This window comes from Flavobacterium pectinovorum, assembly GCF_006438875.1.
Lineage (GTDB): Bacteria > Bacteroidota > Bacteroidia > Flavobacteriales > Flavobacteriaceae > Flavobacterium > Flavobacterium pectinovorum_A.
The window spans coordinates 368,681-395,177 of record NZ_RCZH01000001.1; the positions used below are offsets into that span (position 1 = coordinate 368,681).

Annotated in this window: 18 protein-coding genes; 9 read left to right on the forward strand and 9 right to left on the reverse strand. The window is 32.0% G+C overall.

The features are described 5' to 3' along the window. Window positions 1–29 precede the first annotated feature (29 nt). The 3 genes from EAH81_RS01495 (at window position 30) to EAH81_RS28000 (ending at window position 1,773) form a co-directional block, all read left to right on the forward strand. Window positions 30–491: a hypothetical protein gene (locus EAH81_RS01495; protein WP_140502966.1), complete on the forward strand. Its 462-nt coding sequence runs from the start codon at window positions 30–32 to the stop codon at window positions 489–491. 137 nt (window positions 492–628) lie between these two features. Continuing rightward, window positions 629–1,588 carry a YheT family hydrolase gene (locus EAH81_RS01500; protein ID WP_140502968.1) on the forward strand — a complete coding sequence of 320 codons (960 nt, stop codon included), beginning with the start codon at window positions 629–631 and terminating at the stop codon, window positions 1,586–1,588. Window positions 1,589–1,647: 59 nt separating this feature from the next. After that, window positions 1,648–1,773, forward strand: coding sequence for a hypothetical protein (locus EAH81_RS28000; protein ID WP_262711741.1), 126 nt, complete (start codon window positions 1,648–1,650; stop codon window positions 1,771–1,773). A 16-nt stretch (window positions 1,774–1,789) separates the two neighbouring features. On the opposite strand, the gene EAH81_RS01505 is transcribed toward EAH81_RS28000, so the two are convergent. Both EAH81_RS01505 and EAH81_RS01510 read right to left on the reverse strand, forming a co-directional pair. Continuing rightward, window positions 1,790–2,302 (reverse strand): hypothetical protein, encoded by a 513-nt coding sequence (locus EAH81_RS01505; RefSeq protein WP_140502970.1) that lies wholly within the window; start codon window positions 2,300–2,302, stop codon window positions 1,790–1,792. Between the two features lie 93 nt (window positions 2,303–2,395). After that, a complete protein-coding gene (locus tag EAH81_RS01510) occupies window positions 2,396–5,110 on the reverse strand; it encodes a S8 family serine peptidase (protein WP_140502972.1) in 2,715 nt (904 codons plus the stop codon). Between the two features lie 528 nt (window positions 5,111–5,638). On the opposite strand from EAH81_RS01510, the gene EAH81_RS01515 reads away from it, so the two are divergent. After that, complete coding sequence (locus EAH81_RS01515) at window positions 5,639–6,469, forward strand: M57 family metalloprotease (protein ID WP_140502974.1); 831 nt, start codon at window positions 5,639–5,641, stop codon at window positions 6,467–6,469. Between the two features lie 252 nt (window positions 6,470–6,721). After that, window positions 6,722–8,896, forward strand: a complete 2,175-nt coding sequence (locus EAH81_RS01520; protein ID WP_140502976.1) for a TonB-dependent receptor — start codon at window positions 6,722–6,724, stop codon at window positions 8,894–8,896. An 89-nt stretch (window positions 8,897–8,985) separates the two neighbouring features. Here the strand turns inward: EAH81_RS01520 and EAH81_RS01525 are convergent, their stop codons facing one another. From EAH81_RS01525 to EAH81_RS01540, 4 genes are all read right to left on the reverse strand, one after another. Further along, entirely contained in the window at window positions 8,986–13,125 is a 4,140-nt protein-coding gene (locus EAH81_RS01525) for an HYR domain-containing protein (RefSeq protein WP_140502979.1), read from the reverse strand. Window positions 13,126–14,449: 1,324 nt separating this feature from the next. Beyond that, window positions 14,450–15,109, reverse strand: a complete 660-nt coding sequence (locus EAH81_RS01530; protein ID WP_140502981.1) for a carboxypeptidase-like regulatory domain-containing protein — start codon at window positions 15,107–15,109, stop codon at window positions 14,450–14,452. A gap of 41 nt (window positions 15,110–15,150) precedes the next feature. Then, window positions 15,151–16,371, reverse strand: coding sequence for a hypothetical protein (locus EAH81_RS01535; RefSeq protein WP_140502984.1), 1,221 nt, complete (start codon window positions 16,369–16,371; stop codon window positions 15,151–15,153). Next, on the reverse strand, window positions 16,372–16,812 hold the full coding sequence (locus EAH81_RS01540; RefSeq protein WP_140502986.1) for a hypothetical protein: 441 nt from the start codon (window positions 16,810–16,812) through the stop codon (window positions 16,372–16,374). A 343-nt stretch (window positions 16,813–17,155) separates the two neighbouring features. On the opposite strand from EAH81_RS01540, the gene EAH81_RS01545 reads away from it, so the two are divergent. Further along, window positions 17,156–20,971, forward strand: a complete 3,816-nt coding sequence (locus EAH81_RS01545) for a WG repeat-containing protein (protein ID WP_140502989.1) — start codon at window positions 17,156–17,158, stop codon at window positions 20,969–20,971. A gap of 25 nt (window positions 20,972–20,996) precedes the next feature. Beyond that, window positions 20,997–21,611 (forward strand): hypothetical protein, encoded by a 615-nt coding sequence (locus EAH81_RS01550; protein ID WP_140502991.1) that lies wholly within the window; start codon window positions 20,997–20,999, stop codon window positions 21,609–21,611. 212 nt (window positions 21,612–21,823) lie between these two features. On the opposite strand, the gene EAH81_RS01555 is transcribed toward EAH81_RS01550, so the two are convergent. From EAH81_RS01555 to EAH81_RS01565, 3 genes are all read right to left on the reverse strand, one after another. Further along, window positions 21,824–22,246, reverse strand: coding sequence for a nuclear transport factor 2 family protein (locus EAH81_RS01555; RefSeq protein ID WP_140502993.1), 423 nt, complete (start codon window positions 22,244–22,246; stop codon window positions 21,824–21,826). Window positions 22,247–22,551: 305 nt separating this feature from the next. Beyond that, window positions 22,552–23,130, reverse strand: a complete 579-nt coding sequence (locus EAH81_RS01560; protein ID WP_140502995.1) for a Crp/Fnr family transcriptional regulator — start codon at window positions 23,128–23,130, stop codon at window positions 22,552–22,554. A gap of 51 nt (window positions 23,131–23,181) precedes the next feature. Next, complete coding sequence (locus EAH81_RS01565; protein ID WP_140502997.1) at window positions 23,182–25,434, reverse strand: ATP-binding cassette domain-containing protein; 2,253 nt, start codon at window positions 25,432–25,434, stop codon at window positions 23,182–23,184. Window positions 25,435–25,490: 56 nt separating this feature from the next. Between EAH81_RS01565 and EAH81_RS01570 the strand changes: the two genes are divergently transcribed. Together EAH81_RS01570 and EAH81_RS28005 are read left to right on the forward strand one after the other, a co-directional pair. After that, complete coding sequence (locus EAH81_RS01570; protein ID WP_140502999.1) at window positions 25,491–25,910, forward strand: MarR family transcriptional regulator; 420 nt, start codon at window positions 25,491–25,493, stop codon at window positions 25,908–25,910. A 123-nt stretch (window positions 25,911–26,033) separates the two neighbouring features. Beyond that, a complete protein-coding gene (locus EAH81_RS28005) occupies window positions 26,034–26,165 on the forward strand; it encodes a hypothetical protein (RefSeq protein ID WP_262711742.1) in 132 nt (43 codons plus the stop codon). The last annotated feature ends 332 nt before the right edge of the window (window positions 26,166–26,497 follow it).

Consider the following 26,497-nt stretch of genomic DNA (forward strand, 5'->3'; position numbering starts at 1 on the left):
TAATAAAAATGATTCTCAAAAAAGCATCTATGAATTCAAAGATTATAGTATTATTACTTTTTCCCGTAATGAGCTGTTTTGCACAAGACCTAAATATTCGTTATAGTGATACGTTGTCGATGTTTGAAAAAGAGCTGGCACAATGTATAAAAGACCATAATGATCATGAACTCGATTGTAGAAAGGAATATTACCATGTTTTGCAGGATTATGAATCGGATGTATATTTTGCAGTAATTAAAGTCAAAGAAAAAACAAAAACTGCTGCCGAAATAGATGTAATGCAACGTGCAGAAGGCGAATGGAAAAGAGCATCGTACTGGTATATCGCTAAATTAATGGCAGAGTTTAAACAAAAACATCCAGGCAAATTTGTATGGGATACTGATGCCAATTTAAAAGATGACACAAGAATCTTCTATATAAAAACCGCTCAGTATTTTACAGATCGAATGAACTATTTGCTAAGTTTGGTAAAAAACGATAAATAATTCTTTTGAGATTGATTTGGAACTACATTTGAAACAGTACTAAGATTCTTAAAAATGAAATAAAAAGCAGGCAGTTTTAAATTAAGTATGGATTGATTTCTTAGCTTTGTAGAACAAAAACAAATACTTTTCCTGTCATGCCAGTAATTGAAGAATCAGAATATAATTTTCCTCCGATTATTCATCGTAACCGGCACGTGTCTACTATTTACGCTGCTTTGTTCAAAAGGTTTGAAGTTCCGGAATATACAAGGGAAAAACAGGAATTAAGTGACGGAGATTTTATCAATATAGATTTTATCATAAAAGATCCAAAAAAAGCAGTGATTTTGTGTCATGGCTTAGAAGGAGATTCCCGCAGAACTTATAATAATAGCTGTGCGGCGTATTTTCAGCAGAAAGATTTTTCGGTTTTTGCATGGAATAATAGAACTTGCGGAGGAGAAATGAATCGGTTGCCACGACTTTATCATCATGGCGCAGTTGATGATCTGGATGAAGTGGTTCAGTTTGTTTTGAATAAAGGATTCGAAGAGGTTTATTTGATTGGATATTCGATGGGAGGCGTTCAGCTTCTGAATTATTTAGGCTGGACAAAAATTGATAAGCGCATCAAAGCAGCGGTTACGATTTCAGTGCCAACTCATATTGCGACAAGCGCAGAAGTACTCAAACAGGGCTTTAACAGAGTTTATTTAAAGAATTTTACCATTGATATCAAAAGAAAACTAAAGTACAAAGCAGCACAGTTTCCTGATTTTATAAACCGTGATCAAATTGATGGCATTACTTCTTTTGATGAGGTTGATCATTATTTTACAGCGCCGCTGCATGGCTTTGCAAGCAAAGACGACTATTATGAGCGCGTTTCTCCAGAATTTTCACTTAAAGATATTACGACTCCGGTTTTAATTATTAATTCGCTTGATGATCCTTTTTTAAGCGAAAGATGTTACCCAAGATCTATAGCTCGAGACAGTGCATTTGTTTATCTTGAAACCCCAAAGTATGGAGGTCATTGTGCTTTTCCGCTGCGTAATTCGACGTATTCATACGCAGAGACAAGAGCCTATGAGTTTTTTCAATCCGGTAAATAATCTATTGAATTACACCCAATGTACAATGTCATTAAGTTAAGCTTTCAGAAAATAAAATTATGGCAAATCAAATCCGTTTTTATCCGCGTTTTCGCTTTAGCGAATCAGTAAAATCAGCGTCTAATTTTGACACGGATAAAACAGATTTACTTCGTAAAAACGCTGATAAAAACGGATTTTTATAATTACTTTGTTATTGAATTACTTTTTTTTATTCTCAAGCTTAACTTGGAATTTACCAAAATACGGATTGTCTGCCATTAGCGAATGTCCGATTACTAAAATATGATTTCCTTTTTGTTGGAGTGGAATTTTCAAATCCATTCCAAAAGGTCCGTCTGAAGATTTATCGGGAAAAATAATTTGGTTAAAACGAATGTTTCCTTTTCCTGTTGCCGGAATAATCGTTGCGTTCAATTCGCCTGAATCTTCATTTTTAAATTTGATATATATTCTCGAATGAATAGAATCCAGAGAACCTTCGGCAGTAAACAAACCTTTTTCATCACTAAAATTCATAGCTATAGTGTCGCCAATTTGTTTATTCTCTTCTTTTTTGTCTTCTTCTTTTTTGTCTTCTTCCTTTTTGTTTTCGACTTTATTTTTAGTTGCGGAAATAGTGTCTGACACGACGTCGACAGAAGTTTTCGTATTCTCTTTTTGTTGACATGAAAAAAAGAAAATTGATAGGAGAAGGATGGTATAATTTTTCATAAAAAGTATTTTTAGTAAAACATCTCAAATTTAGTTCCTTTTTTGAGCGCATTTGTTATATAATAGCATTTGGAATTTGCAGGATCTGTATGTTTAAAAAACGGCAATTTTACCTGTTTGCATTTCGCCTGAGCTTGTAATTATTTTATAAAGATAAATTCCTGATGCAGTATTTTTTATATTGATGGTATTGGTTTTAGAAAGTAAGGGAGAAGTAATGGTATTTTGTCCGCTAATATCATACAAGTAGAAAGTGGCGTTTCCTTCTTTTTTGGCTTCAATGCTTAATTCTTCGTTTTTGCTTAATAATGTAGGGTGGACAAAAAACAAATCATTGCCTAAATAATTCGCATCAAGAATTGAAGAACTTATTACAGTATTGCTTTCTAAGATTAGATTGATTTTATATTTATTAGTGCCCTTTGCAGGGGAAGTATCCAAAAAAGAGAATGTCTTTGAATTGATATCACTCATGGTACTAATAACACTTTCGGCATTATTACTTATTTTTACTAACTCAATTCTGTTGATATTGTACAGGCTGAAAAGACTGGCATCAATTTTTACTTTGTTCTCTTCAAAAACTTCGGCGAAAGCCAACTCGAAATAACAATTTGAGTTTTGGATATATTGTAATGTTGACTCACTTTTTATTCCCTCGATATTGTCAAATACAGGAATAATGGTGTAGATATTTCCATCGGTATAGGCAAAAGTAGTATTTGTGATTTGTTCTTTAAATTCTAAATGATCTCCAGTTAGTTGATAAATATTGAATAAAGCAACATCGGCAGGTTTATCCCAATTAATTTCTGTTGTGCCATCGCAAACTAGGCTCGTACTGATATTTAGATCATAAGAAATAGTGAAACTATCAGAGATATAATCGGTATTATCGATTGTCATTTTTAATTTTGCTTTCGAAAATTTTTGTTGGGAAGGGATATAAGTAAACTGTTCATTATCCAGATTTATCTCATTTGCTATAATTTCCCAGGTTTGCCCATCATTGTAACTTATAGACAATTGTCCGGAGCTATTAGAAAAGGAAGAATTCCATTTGAAAGGAGAAATTGTCTTGCCATCAAAGGGAAAATTATCATTATTAACGGGATAATTCCATTCAAATTGATTTTCTAATTCATATTCGTAAGCAATGCTGTATTCCTGAGAGGTATTCGAAACGTATGAACCAATAACATTAATTGTATAAGATTCTGATACAGGAGTTTCAATCGTGACTTGCTCTATCGTATTAATTTTATCTTTTCCTCTTACGGCTTGTTTCTCAGGAGTATCAGGATTAAGAATCCACGGCAAAAAAGTGATATTATCGGCGGAAACAACTTCTAAATCTAAATCATTTACCAAACTTATATTACTGTTGACTGCGGCGGGCAAATCGTTCCAGACTAAGGTGATTTTTAAGTTTTTTGCATTTAGCGGAAGCGTAATAGTATGCGAGTTTGTCTGACCAGATATGAGATTTCCGGATAGAATTCTATTTTCGCTGATGGTTTTTAGACTTTTATCGGCATTGATATTGCCATAACCATAAGTGAAATCCGGACCTGCGTTGCCTAAATCTTTTGCACTATTAATTAAAATTGCTTTTGTAAGGGCATTAGTCAAAGAACTATTGTTTATGGTTTTATAATGTTGTTTCATAAGCGTAATAATTCCTGTAGCCAATGCTGTAGAATTTGAGGTTCCTTGTGTGCTAAAGGCTACTAATTCCGGTTTTATTCGGCCGTCATATGCCGGACCTTTTGAAGAAAACGGCATAATTACTTCGTTTTGGTCAATACAGCCCAATACGATGCTATTTTTGGATTGCTTGAAATTACCCGTAATAGATTTATAGCCTTCAAGTCCCGTATTGCCGGAAGAAAAACAATGAGTCAAATCAGGATTTAAGAATAATTGAGCATCATAAGCATTCGCGAGCGAACCATAAAAATTCTCAATCTCTGTACCGTAAGAGTGATTTTGCGTCGTGGCACCTTGTAAAGTTTCGACTTCATCAGGATAAATATTCGAAAAGTCTGAAGATTGAATCTTAGCTTTTTGAGCAACTCCTTTTCCTAATACGGAACTATTTCCTAATCCGGAAACTATAGTTGCCATTGCCGTTGCGTGGCTCGATACAATAGTTGATTGTGTTGTGGAAGGAATTTGCTTGTTTAACAAATCAATGTCATTTACATCAAAAAAATCATCTTTGATCGCTACAATTTGATTTTCGCCTGTTGTAAGGGGAAAATTAATATTGGCTTTATTTATATCATTAATGCTGAAATTTTGATCTGCGATTTTAGATTCAGCTTTTGGCTGCAGCGATTCTTGCGAAACAGAAGATACACTGCTCAAAGCTATAATCTCGTCAATGATTTTTTTGGAATTGCTTTTTATAATTACGAGATGGTTGTCCAGTATTTTAATATCAGAAATGTTCTTTGCTCTCAAATCAGGAATTAATGCTTTGATATTGTCAGTTGCTATTATGTAGGGTTTGTTTTCGGTAGTATTTGAAAAATTTGAAGGTAATTTCCATAAATCATTAACGGCGTTATTCGCTTTTGAAGACTTATTAGATCTTGAATTTTCATTTTCAACAATACAAAAAGTATTATCCAGTTTTTTTACAACCTTGTATTTGTTGTGATGTGCATTTTCTAAAGAGGTAAGATAGTATTTCTCAAATTTTCCCGGGTTTTCTTTTTTTAGGTATTGTTTCCATTTTTCAGAATTCTGCGAGAAACTGATTGTGGTTATCATAACAAAGAGAAAAGTAATTTGTTTCTTCATTTACTATTAGATGTTAGGGCAATTATAAATAGTATCAATCGAGATAAAGCAAAGATTAAATCAGTACTTAATAATTTCTATTTAAATATTTATAGGTTGTAGGTAAATCAAAGTTATTAAATTATTTGTAAAAAAAATATTAGTTTTTATTTCCTGCACAATCTTCAAATCTGTAGGATTGAAATTCTCTTTTTATGACTTTTTTCTGTTTTAAATTGCCTGAAAAATTGTAAAAATCATTTTTTAAAACTTATCGCATAAAAAAAAATGAAATAGTAAATATTATGCTTAACAAGTTGATTTGTATTGAGTTATTGATTTTACTGGGGCTGCGGTAAAAATCAGATAATTATTATTAAAAATTAACATAAAAAAATATAACAAAAAATGTTAAAATTGTTAAATAGTTATTTTATAAGTATTTTAAGATTAAAAATTATATAAATTTGATAACAAATATTACAATATTTTGTAAAGACCCCTATTTACCAAATTATTTTAAAAACCCAAATAACCTATTTATTATTTATGAAAAAATTTAAATCAATTTTAGCCCTGTCTTTTATAGCGCTAACGATTTTGTCCTGTAACAAAGAAGATCAGGCAGATCAATCGACTCAAGCATCTCTTAAAGTAACACCGGAAGTGTTGAATAAACTTAGAGCATTATCACTAAATTCGACAGATGTTCAAGTGATTAAAAACACGAAGCTAGATGGCACTAGTGAGGATGCATTCCTGGTAGAAGGAGATATTATCATTACTCAGGATCAATTAAGCAAAATGGATCTTCATGGAGGTATTACCACAGAGCAATACCGTACTACAAATTTAGTATCTGCTCCAAGAACGATTAAAGTTGTTGGATTATCAGGAACTGGTACTACAGCTTTGAGTACAAACATGCGTGCCGGATTGCAAGCGGCAATTAATAGATATAACAATATGGGATTGTCTATTAATTTTACGCTAACTTTTAGTTCAAGTACTTCAGGTGCAAACATTGTTGTCCGGAGACAAACCGGATCTGCGGGTGGAGTAGCAGGTTTCCCTTCAGGAGGAGCACCTTTTAATTCAGTTACTTTATATTCCGGATTAGATACTTATTCAACAGGTGTGAATGCACACGTATCGGCACACGAAATTGGTCACTGTATTGGTTTACGTCATACAGACTGGTTCAGCCGTCAAAGTTGTGGACAGAATTCCAGCGAAGGAACAGCGGGTGTTGGAGCAATCCTTATCCCTGGAACACCGTCAGGATATGATGCAACTTCGTATATGAGAGCATGTTTTGGTTCAAATGAAACCGGAGCGTTTAATGCTAACGATATTACAGCTCTTAACTATTTATATTAAAAATTAAATTAGGGCTCTCTTTACAAAATATAAGAGGCTGTTTCACATAATTTGTGAAGCAGCCTCTATTTTATTTTTTATAATTTTGCATGATTCATTGTAGAAGTCAGATTTTGAACACACAGGTGTTTGTGTGCTGTAATTTTTTAATTGTATTTGAATAATAAGAAAGCAAAAGAGGCATTTTGGAGTTTGTTTTTTTTATTACATTATTTATATTTGCAATTAATTTAATTCAGTCTAAATAAAAAAATGATAAAAATTACCACGTTCATATTCTGTTTTTTCCTGATCAGTACTGTTTCTGCACAGCAAATTCCAGAAAAAAATACTTCCAGTGAAAAAGATAAAAACACTAAAACTCAAGATAGTATTTTATCTGCTAAGAAAACCGCTGATAATGAGCTGCAAGAGATTGTTGTTTCAGCAACCAGACATATCGAAATTCTTGATGAAGTTCCTTCTTCGGTTACGATTTTAAGTAAAAAACAAGTACAACAGCAACTTAGTATAAGTTCTAATCTTAGTGATATTTTAGGCGCAACTGTACCTGGTTTGGGTTTTACAACTAACAGAACTCAAAATTTAGGGCAAACATTACGTGGTCGCCGTGTATTGGTTATGATTGATGGAATTCCGCAATCAACTCCTTTGAGAGACGGTGCCAAAGATATACGTTCACTCGATCCTACAGTTTTAGAACGTGTAGAAGTGATTAAGGGAGCAACTGCAATTTATGGTAATGGCGCCGATGGAGGTTTGATCAATTATATCACTAAAAAATCTAATCAGGATAAAGCAATAAGCGGATCAACGGAGGCAGGGAGTGCTTTTTCTCTTATTAAACCTGGGGGAACAGCTGGTTTTTATGTATCTCAATTATTTAGCGGTAAGGTAAAAAAGTTTGATTATGTAGTTAGCGGACGTTATGAAGAAACCGGACTATATCGTGATTCAAAAGGTCGTGTATTATCTCCGGAATACGGAATGAATGATTTACTAAATTGGAATGCTTTTGCAAAAATTGGTTATGATTTTAATGCAAATAATCGTGTGGAAGTAATGTATAATTATTTCAGAAGTATTCAAGATACAGAGTATATAGCCCAAGCGGGTGTTTATGGCAGTTTTGATTCACCTACTATTGGAGTTAAAGGAAATAGACCGGGAAATCCGGAAGGAACTCCTTATAACCATAATGCGAGTTTAAGTTATAATGGAGAGAATATCATTGGTAATACAGATCTTAATGCGACTTTTTATTTTCAGGATTATCTGACGCTGATTAACTACAGTAATTTTTTCGAAAATAATGGACAACCGGCTACTCAAAGTAAAAAATTGGGCTTCCGTTTGAATTTAAACAGCCCTTATGAATTAAGTTCTCTTATTTCAGGAGATATAACGTATGGATTGGATCTTCTTTCGGATATAACCGACACACATCTTACGGATAACCGATTGGTAATTCCTGAAATGAATATGGCGAATCTTGCCCCTTATTTCCAAATTAAGAATATGTTTGGACCAAACCTGGTCTTAAAAACGGGATTACGACTTGAAAATGTCAATATCGATGTTCCGGATTATACAACTATAGCGATTCGTAATTTTGTGAATGGTACTTATGTTGGCGGAGGGATTAATGTAAATGGTGGAGCGCTGGATTTTACGGCACTGATGTTTAATGCAGGATTGCGATACACAAAATGGGCTGTATTTAAACCTTTTGTAAGTTTTTCTCAAAGTTTTAGTGTTGCAGATTTGGGGTTAGTGCTACGTGCTGCTAAAGAAAATACAGTAAACAATACTTCTATAAAAGCGGTTAAGGCCAATAATTATGAATTTGGTTTTTCAGGGGCTTTAGATAAACTTTCTTATGAAGGAGCTGTTTATTACAGTACGTCTAAATTAGGAGCTTCTTATGTTTATATTGATGGTAATCCTCAAATAGCACGTTCACCGGAAAAAATTTATGGTTTTGAGTTATCGGCAAAATACCGTCTTGATCCAAAAGTTGATATTGGTGCCAATTATTCTTATACTGAAGGTAAAAGGGAACTTAATGGTCAAAAGATTTATTTAGGAGGCGATCGTATAAATCCGCCTAAAATAGTAGCATATACAGTTTTCAGACCATTAGAAGCATGGTCAGTTTTTGCACAAATGACAAGTACAACAGGTAGAGATAGATTTGAACCGGTTAATGGTGCTTATACATATGGAACGGGACCAATAAAATCTTTTACAACTTTTAATCTTTCTTCGAGTTACACTTTCAAAGAAAAAAGTACCATTCGTTTGGGTGTAGAGAATATATTCAATAAAGATTATTATACGGTTATTTCACAATGGCAGTCTAACAGTATGAACTATGTAAAAGGGAATGGTACACGTATGAACATTAGTTTTACACAGGCATTTTAGTTTTTTTTGAATTAAAACAGATTAAAATTAAAAAACAAAACCTCCAAAATGATTTAATTTTGGAGGTTTTTTTAATAGAAGCAGTTATTTTATTTTTTGACTATTTTATTTACATATAATATTTTGTTGCCCGTACTTAAAGTATAAACATAAATACCTCTTCTAAGGCGGCTTACATCTATTTGTACGGTACTTTCGGTTGCGTTTCCTGTTATTTCTACTGGTGCTGTAACTAAAAAGCCAAAGATATCATACAATTTTATTGTCATATTTTTTGGGCTATTCGTTTTTACAGTAAAATTGACAAAATCAGTTGCAGGGTTAGGGTATGCTTTTACTGAAAATACCGGGATTTCATGATCTGGCGGCAAACATAGTACAATGTTTACGGTAAAAGAACAACTGCTTGTATTTCCTGCTGCATCAACTACTTTGAAAGTATTAGTGGTAGTGCCTAACGGGAAAACACTTCCTGATGCCAATCCTGCTGTTTGTGTAACAGTAGTACCGGAGCAGTTATCAGTTCCTACAGGAATTGAATAGGTTACAATTGCTCCACGTAATCTGTCATCTTTTTTCTGGATAATATTTTCAGGACAACTTAATGTAGGTAATTCAGTATCCGTTACAATTATATTAAAGGATGATGTTGCTGTATTGCCGGAAGCATCAGTTACTTTGAATGTATTGGTTGTTGTTCCCACTGGGAAAACACTACCCGAAGCTAATCCTGCTGTTTGAACCGTAATTGCTCCTGGAAAATTGTCTGTTCCAATTGGTGTTACATAAGTAATTGTTGCTCCGCATATTCCGGTATCATTACTTTTTGTTATTGTTGCCGGTGCTGTAATAACAGGTAATTTTGTATCGGTTATGGTTAGCGACTGACTTACATCGGCAGCAGCCAAATAATATTCGTTTCCTAATTGAGACGCTGTAATTGTTACGGTTCCTGCGCTAAGTACTTGGATTTTTCCGTTAGTGATTTTGGCAATGGCTTCATTAGAACTTATATAAGTAATTGCTAAACCAGATGTAGCCGTAGCAGTCAGATCATAAGATGTGGCATCTGTAATCGTGATGGAAGGGAAGTTGATGCTTTGTGTTGCTTTTTTAAAATCAAAACGTGCAATAACAGGTCCGTGATCAGATGTTGTATTGACATAATTCGGAATATCCAAACGTGGATCATAAACAGCAACAGAATTTGGGACGTACTCGTTTGTCAGTTCATTAGAAATAATAATGTGATCCAAGAAACCTCCGGATGCTAAGTAACTATAGGCACCTGCTTTACTGATTTCTAAAGTTAAAGCATTATAACGAGCGGTGTCTTCTACTATTTTTTGATAAGAAGAAGGATTTGGAGTAATAACAGATACATCGACATCATCATTATAATCTCCTAAAATCATAAAGTTTGCATTAGGATATTCGGCATCCAAGCTGTCTTTTAAAACTTCAGCATCGTATTTACGCATATTGTATTTTGAAATATCCGTTCCGCTATTGGCGCGACCGTGAAGATCAATAAGGTTTATTTCTTTTTTAACCCCGTTAATATTGGTTTCAACATTCACTATATATGGCAAACGTCCCGAGGCAAAAAAGCTAGAACTGTTACCTCCAGGATAATTTGGTAAAGTGGTGTTTCCTGCACGAATATTATCGTACAAATCGGTGAACATAACACGGGTTTTGTTTACTTTGGTTGTTTGTGTATTGTAAATAACAACTAATTTTTGAGGAGGGAAAAGAGGATCCGGTGGCGAAAAGGAGTAAGACCATGCCGGAGAAATACTTTTGTCAAATGTTTTGCCATTGATGCTTATTTTCTGAATCAAAGTTTCCAAAGCAGCCTCATCAGATACTTCCTGAACTACGTAAACATCGGCATTTAATTTGTTCATTACTTTGGCTACATTATCAACTTGCAAAGCATCATCAATTGGACCAAATTCTCCGCTTGTTCCTACAACGTCACTTCCAAAAAACTCTAAATTGTAACTTACGATATCAAAAGTTTCAGATTTTGGAAAAGAAGAACCACTAAAGTGACCTATTTGCTGATTTAATCCGGTTGATGTAACCGTTAAAGTGCCTTCTAAATTTAATGCTTTTACAGTAGGAGCAAAGCGGGCATAAATAGTTTTACCTGCCAAAGCATCATTTGCAGAAACAATAAGACTTGACTGAAAATTGGTATTGTCAAGCGATAATTGATAGTTGGTTGGTGCTGAGATGGTAAAATCGCCATAACCTCCTGCCATGAAAACAAAGGATTGACTGTCTGAAGTTGAATTTGCATTTGTCTCACCAAAACTTAAATTAGGATTAGAAGCTAAAAATGTTGCCTCATTGGTAATACTTACATCATCAATTGTCCATTCAGCTGCATTATCTCCACCAGAAGCGGTAGTTTCGTATACCCATGCCACATACGTATTATTGGATTTATAAGCCTGTAAATTGATGAATTGAGATTGCTTGAATACGCCTGTTGTTGAAGGAAAATCACCTTGAATTTCTGTCCATGTAGCGGTTTCAGGGCTACTTGTTCCGTCATAATTAACAGAAACCATTAATTTTAAGTTCGGACCTGAATAGAATTTACGGGAATAGAATGATAATAATGGGAATTTATCGAAACTGTCTAAATGTAATCTAGGTGAAATTAACCAATCTTTACTCGCTCCGTTTTCGGCGTAACCATTTATTAATACTGCAGCCGGAGAACTATTAAAACGGCTGCTTGTACTTGCCCATTTAATTTTATCACCTGCAACACTATAAGCGGTCCAGCCACTATTTGTGAGCACATTTACATCATTAAAGTTTTGAGAATAAGGATTGATTCCGTTACCGGATAATAGTATCGTTTTTAAACTTGCTCCTGAAGTTTGATGGCTTATTTGTCCTGGAAAACTACCCGTTGCATTAGGCGTAAATCGTACATACACGGTAGGAGTATTGTCAGCATTAAAATCCTGCACATCAAAAACCAAAGTAGATTGGAAACTATCATTTGGATTTTTTGAAATGGTAAAATTATCTGAAGCAGTAACCGTAACTACATCATTTAGATGCTGCGCCTGAATTTGATAACTGCTTGTTTTTGATGCAAAATTTTGTTCTGAAAAACCAAAATCTATTGCAGTTGTTGTGGTTGATAAGGAAGGAACTAAAACATTAGAGGTTTTAACATTCAGCTGATTACTGTCGGCTTGAATGTTGCCGTAAAAATCCTCAGAAATGGAATAAACAACATAATCAGTATCAATCGTTAAACCAGAAATACTTTTAGTATACGTCAGGGCTTTGTCTGTAACATCAAGAATTCCGGATTGCAAAGCGGCATTTCCATTGGCGTCTAAGCCTGATTTTATCTGAGCAGCACTGGGTTTTGAACTTCCTGATGCCAAGAGTACAAAATATGTTTTTCCTGTTTCGTTTAGCTGAACAGAAAAATCAAAACCATTAGATAGGATATTTTCTATTTTAGGATATCCGTCAGCATATGCAGGTGGAGTAATGTCATTTTGAATCGTAATATTATCAATGGCAAAAGAAGGACGCGAACCCGCTCCTGAATTTTGTTTAGAAATCCATCGTAATTGTACGACTGGCTGATTGTCGCATTCAGCGGGTAAAACTACAGTAATAGTCACCGGATTTAAAGGAGTGGTAACTCCAGAAGTCGTTTGTTTAACAGTATTGCTTAAATACGAAGTTGCAGGCAACGTAGTAAAAACAGAAGTGTCACCTATTCGATATTGCAATATCATTTCATTAATACGGGTGTTGGCAGTTCCGTCATAAGGATTACGAATTACCATCGCATCATATTGTACCTGAACGCCTGATTTTCCTGATGTGTTAATTGCCAAACCAATCGTTAGATCTAACGAACCAGAGTTTAGGAATCCAATTTTTCCATTATAATTATGAATATTTCCACTTGTAGTAGAAGCAGAGCTGCTGGCTGTTAGAACACGATCTCCTACTAAAACAGCATTTGTATTATAGGAACTTCCGGGAATTGTGCTTGCAGTCCAACCCTGTAATCCTGCAGGATAGGTGGTTGCAGTCGGTTCTAATAAAGAAAAATCTTGTACATAAGGCAAATTTTGAGGTGCCGGAGATGTTCCCTGAGCAAATAAGGACATCGAAAAGCAACAAAAAATACTTAAAAAAGCCACGAGATGGCGAGTTTGGTAGAAGTGTTTCATTTGTTAAAGAATATGGTTGTTAGAATTCAAATTTAGGACCTTTAAAGTTAAGCTATTATTATAAAATTTATAAGTTTATTGTGTTTAACTAAGAATTTTAAGATTAAAAATAGTTAATTTATTTAAATATAAGATTTTTAATAGTGTTAAAATCGATGAGGTGCAGGTTTCAATCCAGTAGAGGTCACTGTATAGGCAAAGTCCTTAAATTAAGGGAGAATCTATAATGCCATGATGCATAATCTCTCGCAAAGGCGCAATCCCGATCCCGAAACTTCGGGACGGCAGCAAAGGTTTTGTTATTTCTGACGTAGGAGACTCGAGCGCAATGTCATTAAGTTAAGCATTTTTCATCACAAATTTCACAAATTATTAGAATGCTTATCTACCTGCTTTGTCATTTGGATCCAGAAGCCTCGGAATCGAAATGACAAGATTTTGTTCCATCGGAACATCTCATCGGTAGAAAAAAAGGCATCGTGAGAAACATCGTCCCATTGGGACGTTTGAGAAATTGTATATGTAATCTGTATCTGTTTTTAACAATTATTATTTATAAATCAAACGTTCCTACGGAACGTAAAAAATACCGTATTTATTGGGCTACCAATGAAATGTTCCAATGGAACAAAAACAAATTGTTCCATTGGATTTTTCCCTAACTTAATAACATTAGGCTAAAAATCAATGTCATTAAGTTAAGATATTTTAGATTTTGTTCCATCGGAACATCTCATCGGTAGAAAAAAAATGCATCGAGAGAAACATCGTCCCATTGGGACGTTTGAGAAATTGTATATGTTATCTGTATCTGTTTTTAACAATTATTATTTATAAATCAAACGTTCCTACGGAACGTAAAAAATACCGTATTTATTGGGCTACCAATGAAATGTTCCTATGGAACAAAAACAAATTGTTCCATTGGATTTTTCCCTAACTTAATGACATTAGGCTAAAAATCAATGTCATTAAGTGAAGATATTTTAGATTTTGTTCCATCGGAACATCTCATCGGTAGAAAAAAAAGGCATCGAGAGAAACATCGTCCCATTGGGACGTTTGAGAAATTGTATATGTAATCTGTATCTGTTTTTAACAATTATTATTTATAAAATCAAACGTTCCTACGGAACGTAAAAAAATACCGTATTTATTGGGCTACCAATGAGATGTTCCGATGGAACAAAAACAAATTGTTCCATTGGATTTTTCCCTAACTTAATGACATTAGGCTTTAGTTGAAGACTAGTCAATAAATTAAATATTTCAAAATAAAGTATCTCATTACAAACAGTGCCAAAATATGGGTTAGTAATAAAAACTAATTTTTCTTTAAAAAATCATTTAAGCCAATAGCTTCTTTTCTAATTTCAGATTGCCATGTTTTTTTATATTTTCTTTTCAAATATTTAAAAGTAAGATTATTATAAGCTTTTACATATTCAATATTATAATCGCGGATTGGAGAATACCTTATTTTATACTTTATTTCAAATTCGTAATCTGTTTTTTTCAACGTGTAATCTGAAATAAAAATAAGAGGGCTATTGTTATAATCCTGCTTAAAATTGTATTTGGGGTCACTCGCGTTTTTTATGTCTTCGGCAGATATGGTTTTAATGGCATAATAAAGGCTTTCTTTTTTTTTATTTCGACTTACCGGATTAGGCGGAATTAAATCCGAAAGCATTGTGCTATGGTCGATTTGCAATATTACATCAATTTCATTTTTAGATGCACTAATTCTTTGACGGTTCATTCCGATATAACTAAAAACTAAGAATTGATCTGAATTTACTTTAATAGAATAATGACCATCAAAATTGGTTTGAGCACTTTTTTGTGTTCCTTCAATTAAAATTTGTACGCCCGGAAGCGGTAATCCCGTGCTATCATTAACAACTCCGGATACTATTCGGTCTTGTGCCAATGATAATTGCGAAAATAGAATTAGGACAAAAAATATTTTGAAGTTGTTCATATTTATATTTTTATTCAACAGTAATTGAAATATTTTTAGCTTTAATGAATCTCATCTACAGTCCAATGAAAAAGAGGCTGTAATAATGGCAGTTTTTTCCATGGCAATGCTTTAGAATAGATAGTAATACCCAGTTCGGGAGAATGAATCTCCAGTATTTTTGAATTTCCCGAGTATTTATATTGCAATTTTATTCGCTCACCATTATAATTGGTTAATACGAATTGATTTTTAGTTTCATTAATTTCTAAATGAAAATCTTCCATTGTATCGTCTGTATATTGAAAAATAAAATAATTATTCCGATGAATGAAGATGCGTTTTATTTTCAGATTTACAGCAGGTTTAGGCGTTTCTTTCTTTTCTATTTTCACAACTTCATACGCGCCATGCAGCGGATTTCGGGTCATGTTATCGTCGTTAAAATTTTCTTTTTGAAAATATGGAAAAACCGATTCCATCAAAATGAAAAGAATCACTATTATTTTTACAGTAGTTTTTATTGATTTTGAAGTAATTAAGTCTGATCCTTTAAAATGACATAATGCTGTTGGTTTATTCGATATAAAAAAAAGCGCTATTTTTTTCAAATTCGGAACAAGTAATAAAAAACAAAGCAATAGTAAGAACAATGAGTATAGTTTTACTGAAATATCAAATCCAAAATTGATAAAAACGACATTTATTAAAACTCCGAAAAGAATAAAAAGACCAAGAATTCTTGTTTTATTATAGAACAGCATCAAGGCGGGAATAACTTCCATTAAACCCATAAAAACAGTATAAGAATAAGAAGTTCCCATAGTGCTCCAAAACAAAATATCCTTATCCAGCATTCCTAACGGCGTATATAAAGTATTGGGTTCCGGGAGATAAAACTGAATTTTGAAGATTTTATCAAAACCATATTTCAGCATAACGCAAGCTAGATAATACGTTATTATCAGCTGAATTACTTTGAAAATAAAATTCTTATGTGTTTTCCAAAAATCAAAAAAAGAAAGAATTGAAACTGTAATTACAGCAATCAGAAATAGTATAAAAAACAATAAGTATAAGGTTGTAGAATCAGATGATATTTCAGGATTTGCAATGAGAATATTGCCCATTTTTGTAGCAGTATAAACAATCAAATCTTCAAATAAAAATTTTGTTATTGCAGACTGGATAGTAATATACTGAAAAGAAAAAGGAATAAACACGATTGCTAATAAAGCAAATAACGATAGTATCTGATAAACGAAACCCTGTATTTTTCTCATTTAAAAAGGATTTTTAAAGCCTATAAAAACAACACTATCAATAGAATTAAGGAAATATAGAGGATATCTGTATGGAGGTGCAGATTTTATATATCGGACTGTATTTTTTTCATTAAATAAACTGTCACTTATCATTGTGGTTTTAAACTTAAAATCTGATTTCTTTAAATTTTTATAATTAACTCCTGAAGTATAGGTATGAATTGACTCCCTGATTTTTAATATTGTAAGAGAATTGTGTACGGCAATAACGGTGTCTAAAATTATAATTTTGTGTTCAGGCAATCCAAAGTTAGAATGACTTATATCAAACAGATTATTCTTGTATGCTTTTGCAAATGAATTTTTAGATCCACTGTGACTTTTGTGTGCAATTACTTTGGTTTGTGCCTGAGCCAATAAGGTGAAAAATAATAAAACAAGTAAGATTTTAAGTTTCATGATAGTGAATGTTTTGGTTACTTTTATGGTTTTGATAAATATTCTTTCCTAATTTCTCTTTTCATATATAGAGTATCATTTAATAAAAAAGGTTGGGAGTGAAGATAAAATTTATTTCATGCACGATATAAAAAAAACTAACATATTTTAAAGCCGAATGGTTAGATAATTTTTTAAAATTCATTATTGGACATTCCTAAATGTAAAATCTATTATATTTGGTTTTAGAGTAATAGTTAAAAAAAATATTTCTTCCCAACCATTTCAGATTTTAAAGGCTCTATATAAATAAAGAGACTTGTATGTTTCAAAAAATATAATATTTATTCTTTTCAAAAAGTATATGATAAAAAAACTATTCTTCGTATTTATTTTACTTCCGTTATTTGTGTTTTCTCAAGATACACAAGCACTTAGAGAGCGAGCTGAAGCCTATTATCAAAAAGGAGATTTTTTGCAATCATATCAAACCTTAAATAAGATAAAGGATAAAAAAACTCTTGAAAATACAAATGTTAATTTATACAAGTCTCATCTTGAAAATATTATGCAGCATCATTTTTTCAAGAAAGTGAGGTTAAATGATTCCCTATACAAAGTATATATAAAATCGAACGTATTAAAATCACAAGGAATTTATAATGAGAAATCAAAAAAATACACTTTGCCGCCTGTTTATGATTCCATTCCTTATAGAGAGCATTATTTCAAATATTTACCTGTTTATAAAAATAAACAGGAGGCATTTGTAAATATTGAAACAGGTAAAGTTATTATCCCGTTGGGAAACAAATCTAGTATATTTTATGGAGATTATATTTTGTCAGGAACGATGAACAAGTATAACGATTTTTCATTTGACGACCTTGTAAGTGTTTTTGATTTAAATGGAAATTTACTTTTTAAGGATTTGGATACTTTTAATACGATGTATTATCCAAATTTTATACGAACGAAAAAGAAGAATAAGAAATACCAAATATTTGACATTAGAACAAAAAAGATAATCTTAGACGATTTTGACTATACTCTTGACCCAACCGGAAGCATTATTGAAAACGATATTTCGTATGATAATGTATGGCTCCCTTTTCATAAAAACGACCAAAATTATCTGTACAAGCTGACTTCTAATGAGATTATAGACACTCATAAATTTGATACTTATATTCCTTTATATTCTAATTTCAGAAACTTTGGAAATGCAATTACAATTCTTATAAATCTTAAAGATAACGCCCCATTTGCATTGGATACAGTAAGAAGGATTTATTACGGTAGTGAATATACTATCGTCAAAAAAGATAATAAATTCGGAATTTTTAATATCTCAAAAGACAAATATTATAAAGAGCCTGTTTATGATTCAATCAATAAATTTGGCAATACTTTTTATAACGGAAAATGGATAAACCTGATTTATGATGAAGAAATTTGTGAGCCGGATAATGATAAGCCTGAAGGAATTATTTTTAAGAGAAACAATCTGTTTGGACTTATGGATTTAAGCGGTAAAATTATCGCCGAAGCTGATTATAATGATATCAGGTTTCTTTGGAATGGTGTTTTTACTCTTAGAAAAGGGCAAAAATGGGGTTTTATTGGCGTTCAAAAAGAGGATAAATTGGTATCGCCGCAATTCGATTATATCGAGTATTTAAGTGGTGATTTTGGAAATGTTGCCTGTTATAAGAATAAAAAAGCGATCAAGTATTTTAGAAACGGAAGTAAAATAGATTTGATAACTCTTGAAAATCAAAAATATAAGAAATATAAATCTAGTGATGAGCCCAATCCATACAGCAATATAAATGATTTAGAAAAGATAGATGAATTTGATAGAGTTGTATTTGAAAAAAAAGGAAAGTACGGCCTGGACGATTTTTATAATAAAGAAGTCGTGGAAGGTAAATATAGTAATTTGAGATATGGTATAAAAAATACATTTATTGCTTCTTTAGGTTCATTTGTGGGGTTGATAGATCATAATGGCAAAGAAATTATTCCAGTAAAGTATGCCAATATGGAGCGTGGAGGTTATAATTCAGATCTATTTTTTGTGGCTTTTGATAACGGTTTACAAAGCATTTTTAATTCTAAAGGAAAAATGCTTTATCCACCTAAAATTAAAGAAGCAACTATATATGATTATAATTCAAAAACAAGAACCAGTTTTGTTTTTGTTACCGAACTTTCGCAAGACGAAACAAAAATAGATAATTCGGAGAAAAAGGTAAAAAATTATAAAGGCGGAGTAATAAAGATTAAAGATGACAAGGCCGAAAGGTTAAATTTAGAAGGCAATTCTTTTTCGTTTGCAAATTCTAATTTCATGATTAGCAAGAATGAAAATAGAGGTACCGTAGTTTTCTATAACTTAAAGAACGATAAAGTCATCGACGGCGAGTTTAATTATTATTTTATTGATGATTATAAAAATCACAGGATTTTTGCCAAAAGAGGGTATTATTATGATACAGTAATCGATAGTCTGGGTAATGTATCCACTCTGGAACATCCTTTTGATGAAGTAAAAAATGATAATTACTTTTTTAAAGAAGGTGCTAATACTGGCGTAATGAACAAAGAACTTCAAGCTGCTGATTTTAGATATCCTGTTTTAAAAAACCTTGTTGAGGAGTATCGTTTTATGTCGTTTTATCCTTCGAAAGAATATTGTGAAAAAGCTTCTTCTTATTTTAAATTTAATCCAAAAAACAGTACCGAAAAAAATGGTGTAATAAAATTTGACGGAACGATAATTTTTGAGAACGGAATTTATGATGATATTCAATTTCTGAATTTTGGAAAAACAAATAATGACAACAGTTTTGTAGAAAATGAATTTCTAAAACAATATAAAAATGATCTGTTTATCTGTACAAACAATAAAAAAGAATACAAAACAATACAGTTGGTCACGAGTAAAAAAGAAATTGTAGCAAAGTTTGAAATGGATATAAAAGGGAGCTGGAATTTTAGTTCCTATAATAATTCGATTATCATAAAAAGTGCTGATTCAGCAAAGGTTTATGATCTGAAAAGTAAAAAAATCCAATTTGAAAAGCAAACAAACCGCTTTGAGGAAGACAAAGATTCCGGATATACGATTGCTTATATGGATCAAAAAACAGCTAAGGTTAAATATGAAAAATACGATTATAAGGGTAAGCTTATTTCTAATACTATTGTAGATAATAAAACTGCTTATAACGGAAAAACAAATGAAAATTACATCGTAAAAAGAAACGATAAATATGGCACGATTAATTCAAAAGGAAAGGAAGGTATTCCGTTTGTATATGACTCTTTGGAGTCTAAAAACGGAATATTTTTTATCAGTAAAAGCGATAATTTATTTGGAATAATTGATGCCGATAATCAAACTCTTGTAGATAAAAAATATGAGGATATAAGTTGGATAGAAATCAAAGAAAGACAGTCCTCTTATAATGTTGCATTTTCAGGTTATAAGATGAAAGAAAAAAACAAATGGGGACTTCTTGATTCTAATTTAAAAACACTGCTGCCTACTGAATTTGATACTATTAAATGTCAAAAAAGTATTCTAACGGCTAAAAAAGATTCTCTTGTAAGCGTGTATGATTTTAACGGAGAAGAATTGTTTACTGCAGCGGTGGACAGTATCGACCTGGATTCTAATAATAGTTATAGCTTATACAAAAATGGTAAGAAGCTTTTTAGAGCTTTTAACGGAGAGATTACAGAGAAAAATCCTTACGTAAGTAGTGAAGATCAACTTAAAACGATGCATACAAAGCAAATAGGAGGAAAGTATTATCTCTCAAAAAATGACAGCATACTTCATAAAACGCCTGTTATCAGTATTAAAGAAGCCGAAGTAGATATAGATTTTGTAGGCGAACGTTTGGAACAGTTATTAATTCACGACGAAAATAACTTTTACGGTTTGTACACAAAAGACTTAAAACAAATTCTGCCTTTTTTATTTGAGGAAATTGTTATAGTTCCAAATGAAGATTTTTATATCGTAAAAAAAGCTGGAAAATACGGTGTGGTAAATTCACAAAACCAAACAATAATTCCGTCCAAATATGACAACGTTTCTTTTAACAGAGGAATATTTTATTGTACAAAAAACAAGATAACATATCATATAACACCTGAAACAAAATAATTTATATTTCATATAAAAAATGATAATGAAAAAATCAATTTATATAATCATTATAATGTTTTGTCTCTTATCCTGTAAGGATAAAAAAATAATCTTTCCTGAAAAGTTTAATGCAAAATCTCTCGAAAAGTTTGATTTAAAAACATTCAATGATAACAAAAAAGATAGCACTTATGAATATTTTGTAAAGGATACTATTGTCAAATTATATGAAGAAAAAGAACATTATAAAAAGGAATTAATTACTGGAAATCATAGTTTTAAGAATGTATTTATCTACAGTAAAACGACTAATTCACTGGTAAATGAATTTTGTTATTTTTATGGAATGCCAATTGGTATCTGGAAAAGTTATGATGAGAAAGGCACTTTACTAAACTGGAAAAATTATAACGAAGGATTTGATTTTACAATAAAAGATTTAATTGCAATGCTCAAAAAAGAGCTGCAAATTGATCTAATTAATGATAATAACTATAAATCATTAATCATAGACAGATCTTCATATAAGCGATTATTTTTTATAACCAGTTATTGTTATTCAATACAAATAGCCACAATGGCAGAAACCAGAACAATAAAAATTGATGGCAAAACAGGAGAAATTTTAAGTGATGTAAATGCCTTTATTGAAGAATAAAAAATACAAGTCTTCTATTTTTCTACTATAATTCGCCAAAAGACATTTCTATGAATGCTATTTTTTTAGTACTTCTGCTTAGCTTGACTATTGGTTGTCCGCAAAATAAAAAGAGCCTCATAATACGAATTATAAAGGCTCTGGTTATAAAGGTTTTAGTGAAAAATTATTTTTTATATAAATTTAATTTAAAGTTTAATGATGTTGAAACCTTAGTCTTGTTTGAATGCTTTTTCTATCTGATGAGAATCTTCAAGCATGAGGAATTTTGTAATAAGACCATTATTTATGCTAAACCTCATACAAAAAGGTTCTTTAAATTTCTTACCGGTTGCCTTAACTCTTCTTCCGGCTTTGCCAAAAACGGCAGCTTCATTACCATCTATAAAAACATGATCCATTTCAAAATCATCTTCTCCAATTGTATGTGCATCTATAAGCTGCTCTAAAGCTTTGATAACTTCTTTTTTTCCTGTTTTCTTTCCTGTCCAAGGCATGTAAGGAGATTCGGCAATGTAAAAATCTACATTTTCATCTATGTATTTGGCAATAGCCAAAGGGTTATTTTGAGCTGTTCCTTCAAAGAAACCGTCAAGCACTTGCTGGGTTTCCAAACTTTTTTGATGTAATTCCATTGTAATATGTTTTTAATCTGTTACTAATAAATCAAAGCCATAAAAGCTAATTTCAAAAATTATTTTAAAATGAAGATGATGTATGCTTCTGCCAAATCAGACTGCGCTGCAACGAATGAACGGTTTTGCGTGTCTGCGGAAGAGCAATAATCTGTACTTAAAATTACTTTTGAAATACTGTCCTAAACTTTAATACAAAGTTGGCGTATTAGAAGGGGATAAATATTGATATATGATTCAAAAAGTCTTGATAAATGTCAAGTATAAATCAAGTTAGATTATGTATGATATCCTTAATATCAAAACTATTTTGTAGAAATATTTTTTCTTATCCGGCTTAAAGTTTCTGGTGTAATACCTAGATAAGAAGCCAGCATGCGTCTTGGAACACGATTTGCAATCTTGGGAAAAGATTTTAAAAATTGAATGTATTTTTCTTCAGCAGTAGCAATCAAGGTAGTATTAATCCTTTCATGAGTGGCATTGAGACTTCTTTGCAATATCGTATTAACCATATCTTTAAATTGCGGTATTTTTTCTGATAGCTTTTCAAAGTCAGTTTTGCTGATCAATAAGACAAAAGAATCTTCGATGGCATCAATATAATATTTGGAAGGAGTACCATCCATAAGGCTTTGCCTGTCAGAAATCCACCAATTTTCGGTTGCAAAATAAACAGTATGCTCTATTCCTTTATCATCAATACTGTATTTTCGTAAAAATCCCGAGCAGACAAAACCGCTATGGGTACAAATTTCTGCTTCTGACAAAAGGAACTGATGTTTTTTTAACTTCTTAATAATGCTAACAGATTCAATAAGACGGATCTCATCTTCTGTTAGGTTAATTTTACTTTGAAGATAGTGGAGAAAGACGTTAAACATGTATCAAAAATACTAAAATTTAAAGAAGTAGTAAAATGATCCATACTTTTGTTATAATTTCAAGTGCTTTTTAACGTATTCAGCAGTATAAGATTTTTTACTTTTCAGAAGTTCTTCGACTGTTCCTTCAAAAATAATATTTCCACCATATTTTCCTGCCCCGGGTCCAATGTCGATAATCCAATCTGCCTGAGCAATAACATCAAGATTATGTTCAACTATAATTAAGGTATTATTTTTTTGTAGTAATTTGTTGCAAAACAAAAGCAGCTTTTGTGTGTCACTTGGATGCAATCCGGTAGTGGGTTCATCTAAAATGAGAACTTTATTGGCATTATTTAGCTCTTTAGTTAATTTTAACCGTTGCCTTTCGCCACCGGAAAAGCTGCTCAATCGTTGTCCTAAGGTTAAATAATCTAAGCCAAGTTCGATTAAAACATTGAAATTTTCAGTGAATATTTTATCATTAAAAAAGGGATAAGCTTCTGTAATAGTCATATTCATTACCTCTACAATATTTTTTTTGTTATACGTATATTGCAGCACTTTGGGATCAAATCCAGAGCCATTGCATACTTCGCAAATTTGCTCTATATCATCCATAAAAGCCAAATCAATTCTCTCAATTCCAGATCCTTTACAGTTTTTGCAGCCACCTTCACTATTACTGCTAAATAATTTATCAGAAACGTTATTGGCTTTTGCAAACAATTTTCTTACGGTATCAGACAGACTAAGATAAGTCAGTAAATTTGATCTGAAACTTGCTGTAAATAAAGATTGGTCAATTACAGTTACATTTTTATACCAATCAGGAAGCACTTTACCAATTAGTGTACTTTTTCCTGAACCTGCAATTCCTGTTACGACTGTCATTATATGTTTCGGAATTTTAACACTAACATTATTAAGATTATGCATAACAGCATTCTTAATTTCCAAATATCCTTCGGCAATTTGCGGTGCATTGTTCATAACAGGTATCTTGGCAAAATACAATCCTGTTTTTCCTTCTGACTTTTTGAGATCCTTAAATGTGCCTTCAAAAATAATTTCTCCGCCATTTTTCCCTGATCCTGGTCCCATATCAACTACCCAATCTGCAATCTTAATTAAATCAGGGTCATGTTCAACTATTAAAACTGTGTTTCCTTTATCCTTTATTTGTTGAATGATCGAAGAAATATTTTGCAAATCTCTTGGATGAAGTCCAATACTTGGCTCATCAAACACATAAAGTAAATCGACCAAACTGTTGCCCAGGTTTCTAACCATTTTTATCCGTTGTGATTCTCCTCCCGATAGCGTATCTGTTCGCCGGTCTAAGGTTAAATATTGCAATCCAATGTTTATGATGTTTTCTAATTTTTTTGTAAGTTCATTTAATATTACTTCATAAGATTTAGTTTTTATTTGGCGAATAAAATCAAGAAGTTCATCAACAGAAAGTGCTGTGCATTCAGCAATGTTTTTATCATTTATCTTGCAGGACAGGATTTTATCATTTAATCTTTTTCCATTACACACCGGACATTCCTTGGTTCTGATGATCTCCTGAAGGTCTTTTTTTCTTGTTAGGTTTTCTTTTGAATCCTTTTTTAAAAAGGCTTTTTCAATTCTGGGAACCAGACCTTCATAGCTCACCGTTTTTCCCCATTCCCTGCTTGGTTTTTTAGGTTTGTGTTCTGTTGCATAAAGTAATGTTTCCCATTCGGGAGTAGTGTAATCTTTCAGTTTTTTATCATTATCAAAATATCCGGATAACGTGTATCTTGTTAAGCGCCAACCACCAGGCTGAAAGGTTGGGAATTTTATAGCGCCTTCATTTAATGATTTATTTTTATCGATCAGCACATTAATATTGACACTTTGTATAAAGCCTAAACCTTCGCAATTTGCACACATTCCCTGTGGATTATTGAATGAAAAAACATTCGAATATCCAACAAATGGTTCACCAATGCGTGAAAAAAGAAGTCGTAATGATGCATATATATCCGTCGCTGTACCAACTGTAGATCGTGCATTTCCGCCCAATCTTTTTTGGTTGATAATAATTGGAACATTCAGATTTTCTATTTTATCGACATCAGGAATTCCAAAATGCTGTAATCTATTGCGTAGAAAACTATTTTGTGTTTCATTAATCTGTCGTTGAGCTTCGGCTCCTATGGTTTCAAAAACAAGGGAAGATTTTCCTGAACCCGAAACTCCTGTAAAGACAGTAATTTTATGTTTGGGAATATTTAAGGATATATTCTTAAGATTATTTTGTCGCGCATTTGTTATTACAATACTTTTCATAAATAACTTTAGTTTAACTTTGAAAAATGATTAACTAAGTTAAGTATTAATTTATTATGAATAAAACTGAAAAAGATTTTTTTAACGTTTTTACAGATTTCCAATGCTTTATTCTGGCAAATATGAACAAAGGAAATAGCAGTGGAATAACGGCTTCACATTATAATATTATTGATTTTATTTACAGAAAAAAAGATATTACAGGCAAGGATCTTGCCATAGCCTTTAATGTTAGCCAGGCGGCAATTTCTAAACAATTGAAATTTATAATTAAAAATGGTCTGGCAAAACAAAGTCAAAATCCAATGGATCGTCGCTCTTTTAAATTATTAATAACTGAAAAAGGCAAATTCATCATAGATAATTCCGAAAATTTTCGTGCTAATATTACCAAACAATTTTCGTCTCAACTCAATACCGACGAATTTGAAACCTTTACTAATTTGCTGAAAAAAGTTTTAAAAAACTTAAAGTAGGCATTCTTTACAGGATAGAACTGATCCTTGCGAACTTCGAACTGATTATGATATTACCCGCAAGCTTGCAGAACATAAAATTTGGGTGTTTCGCCCTATAATAGATTTGATGGAAAAACATTTATGTCATTCAAAGACTTTCCGCCAAGACAAAAAACAATGACTGGAGATTTTACCAAAATGATCGAAGGAAGGATGCTTCAATTGCATTCAGGGAATTGTGAGGAGAATGTAGTTGAGGAAAGCTTTTTTTGATTGTGTCAAAAATAATAATGTTCACTTATCCAATAAATAAAATGATTCTCTAAATCTATCTCCTGGGAATTGTGTAACATCTATATTTTAAATTTATATATTTTTTTAAAATATGCCGAAAAGAATAAACTAACAATTTGATTAGTATATTGTAGCTATTTGGTTTCATTTTATAAAATGAAACCAAATATTGTGGTTTTTTCTGTAAATATATTCTTTATATTTTGACATTTGTAATATTATACTGTAAAAATGTTGAAAAAACAGTATCCATGACTTTTGATTTATTGTTAAAAAAAAAATTGAGGTTTCAAATTTTTAATTTAAAATGA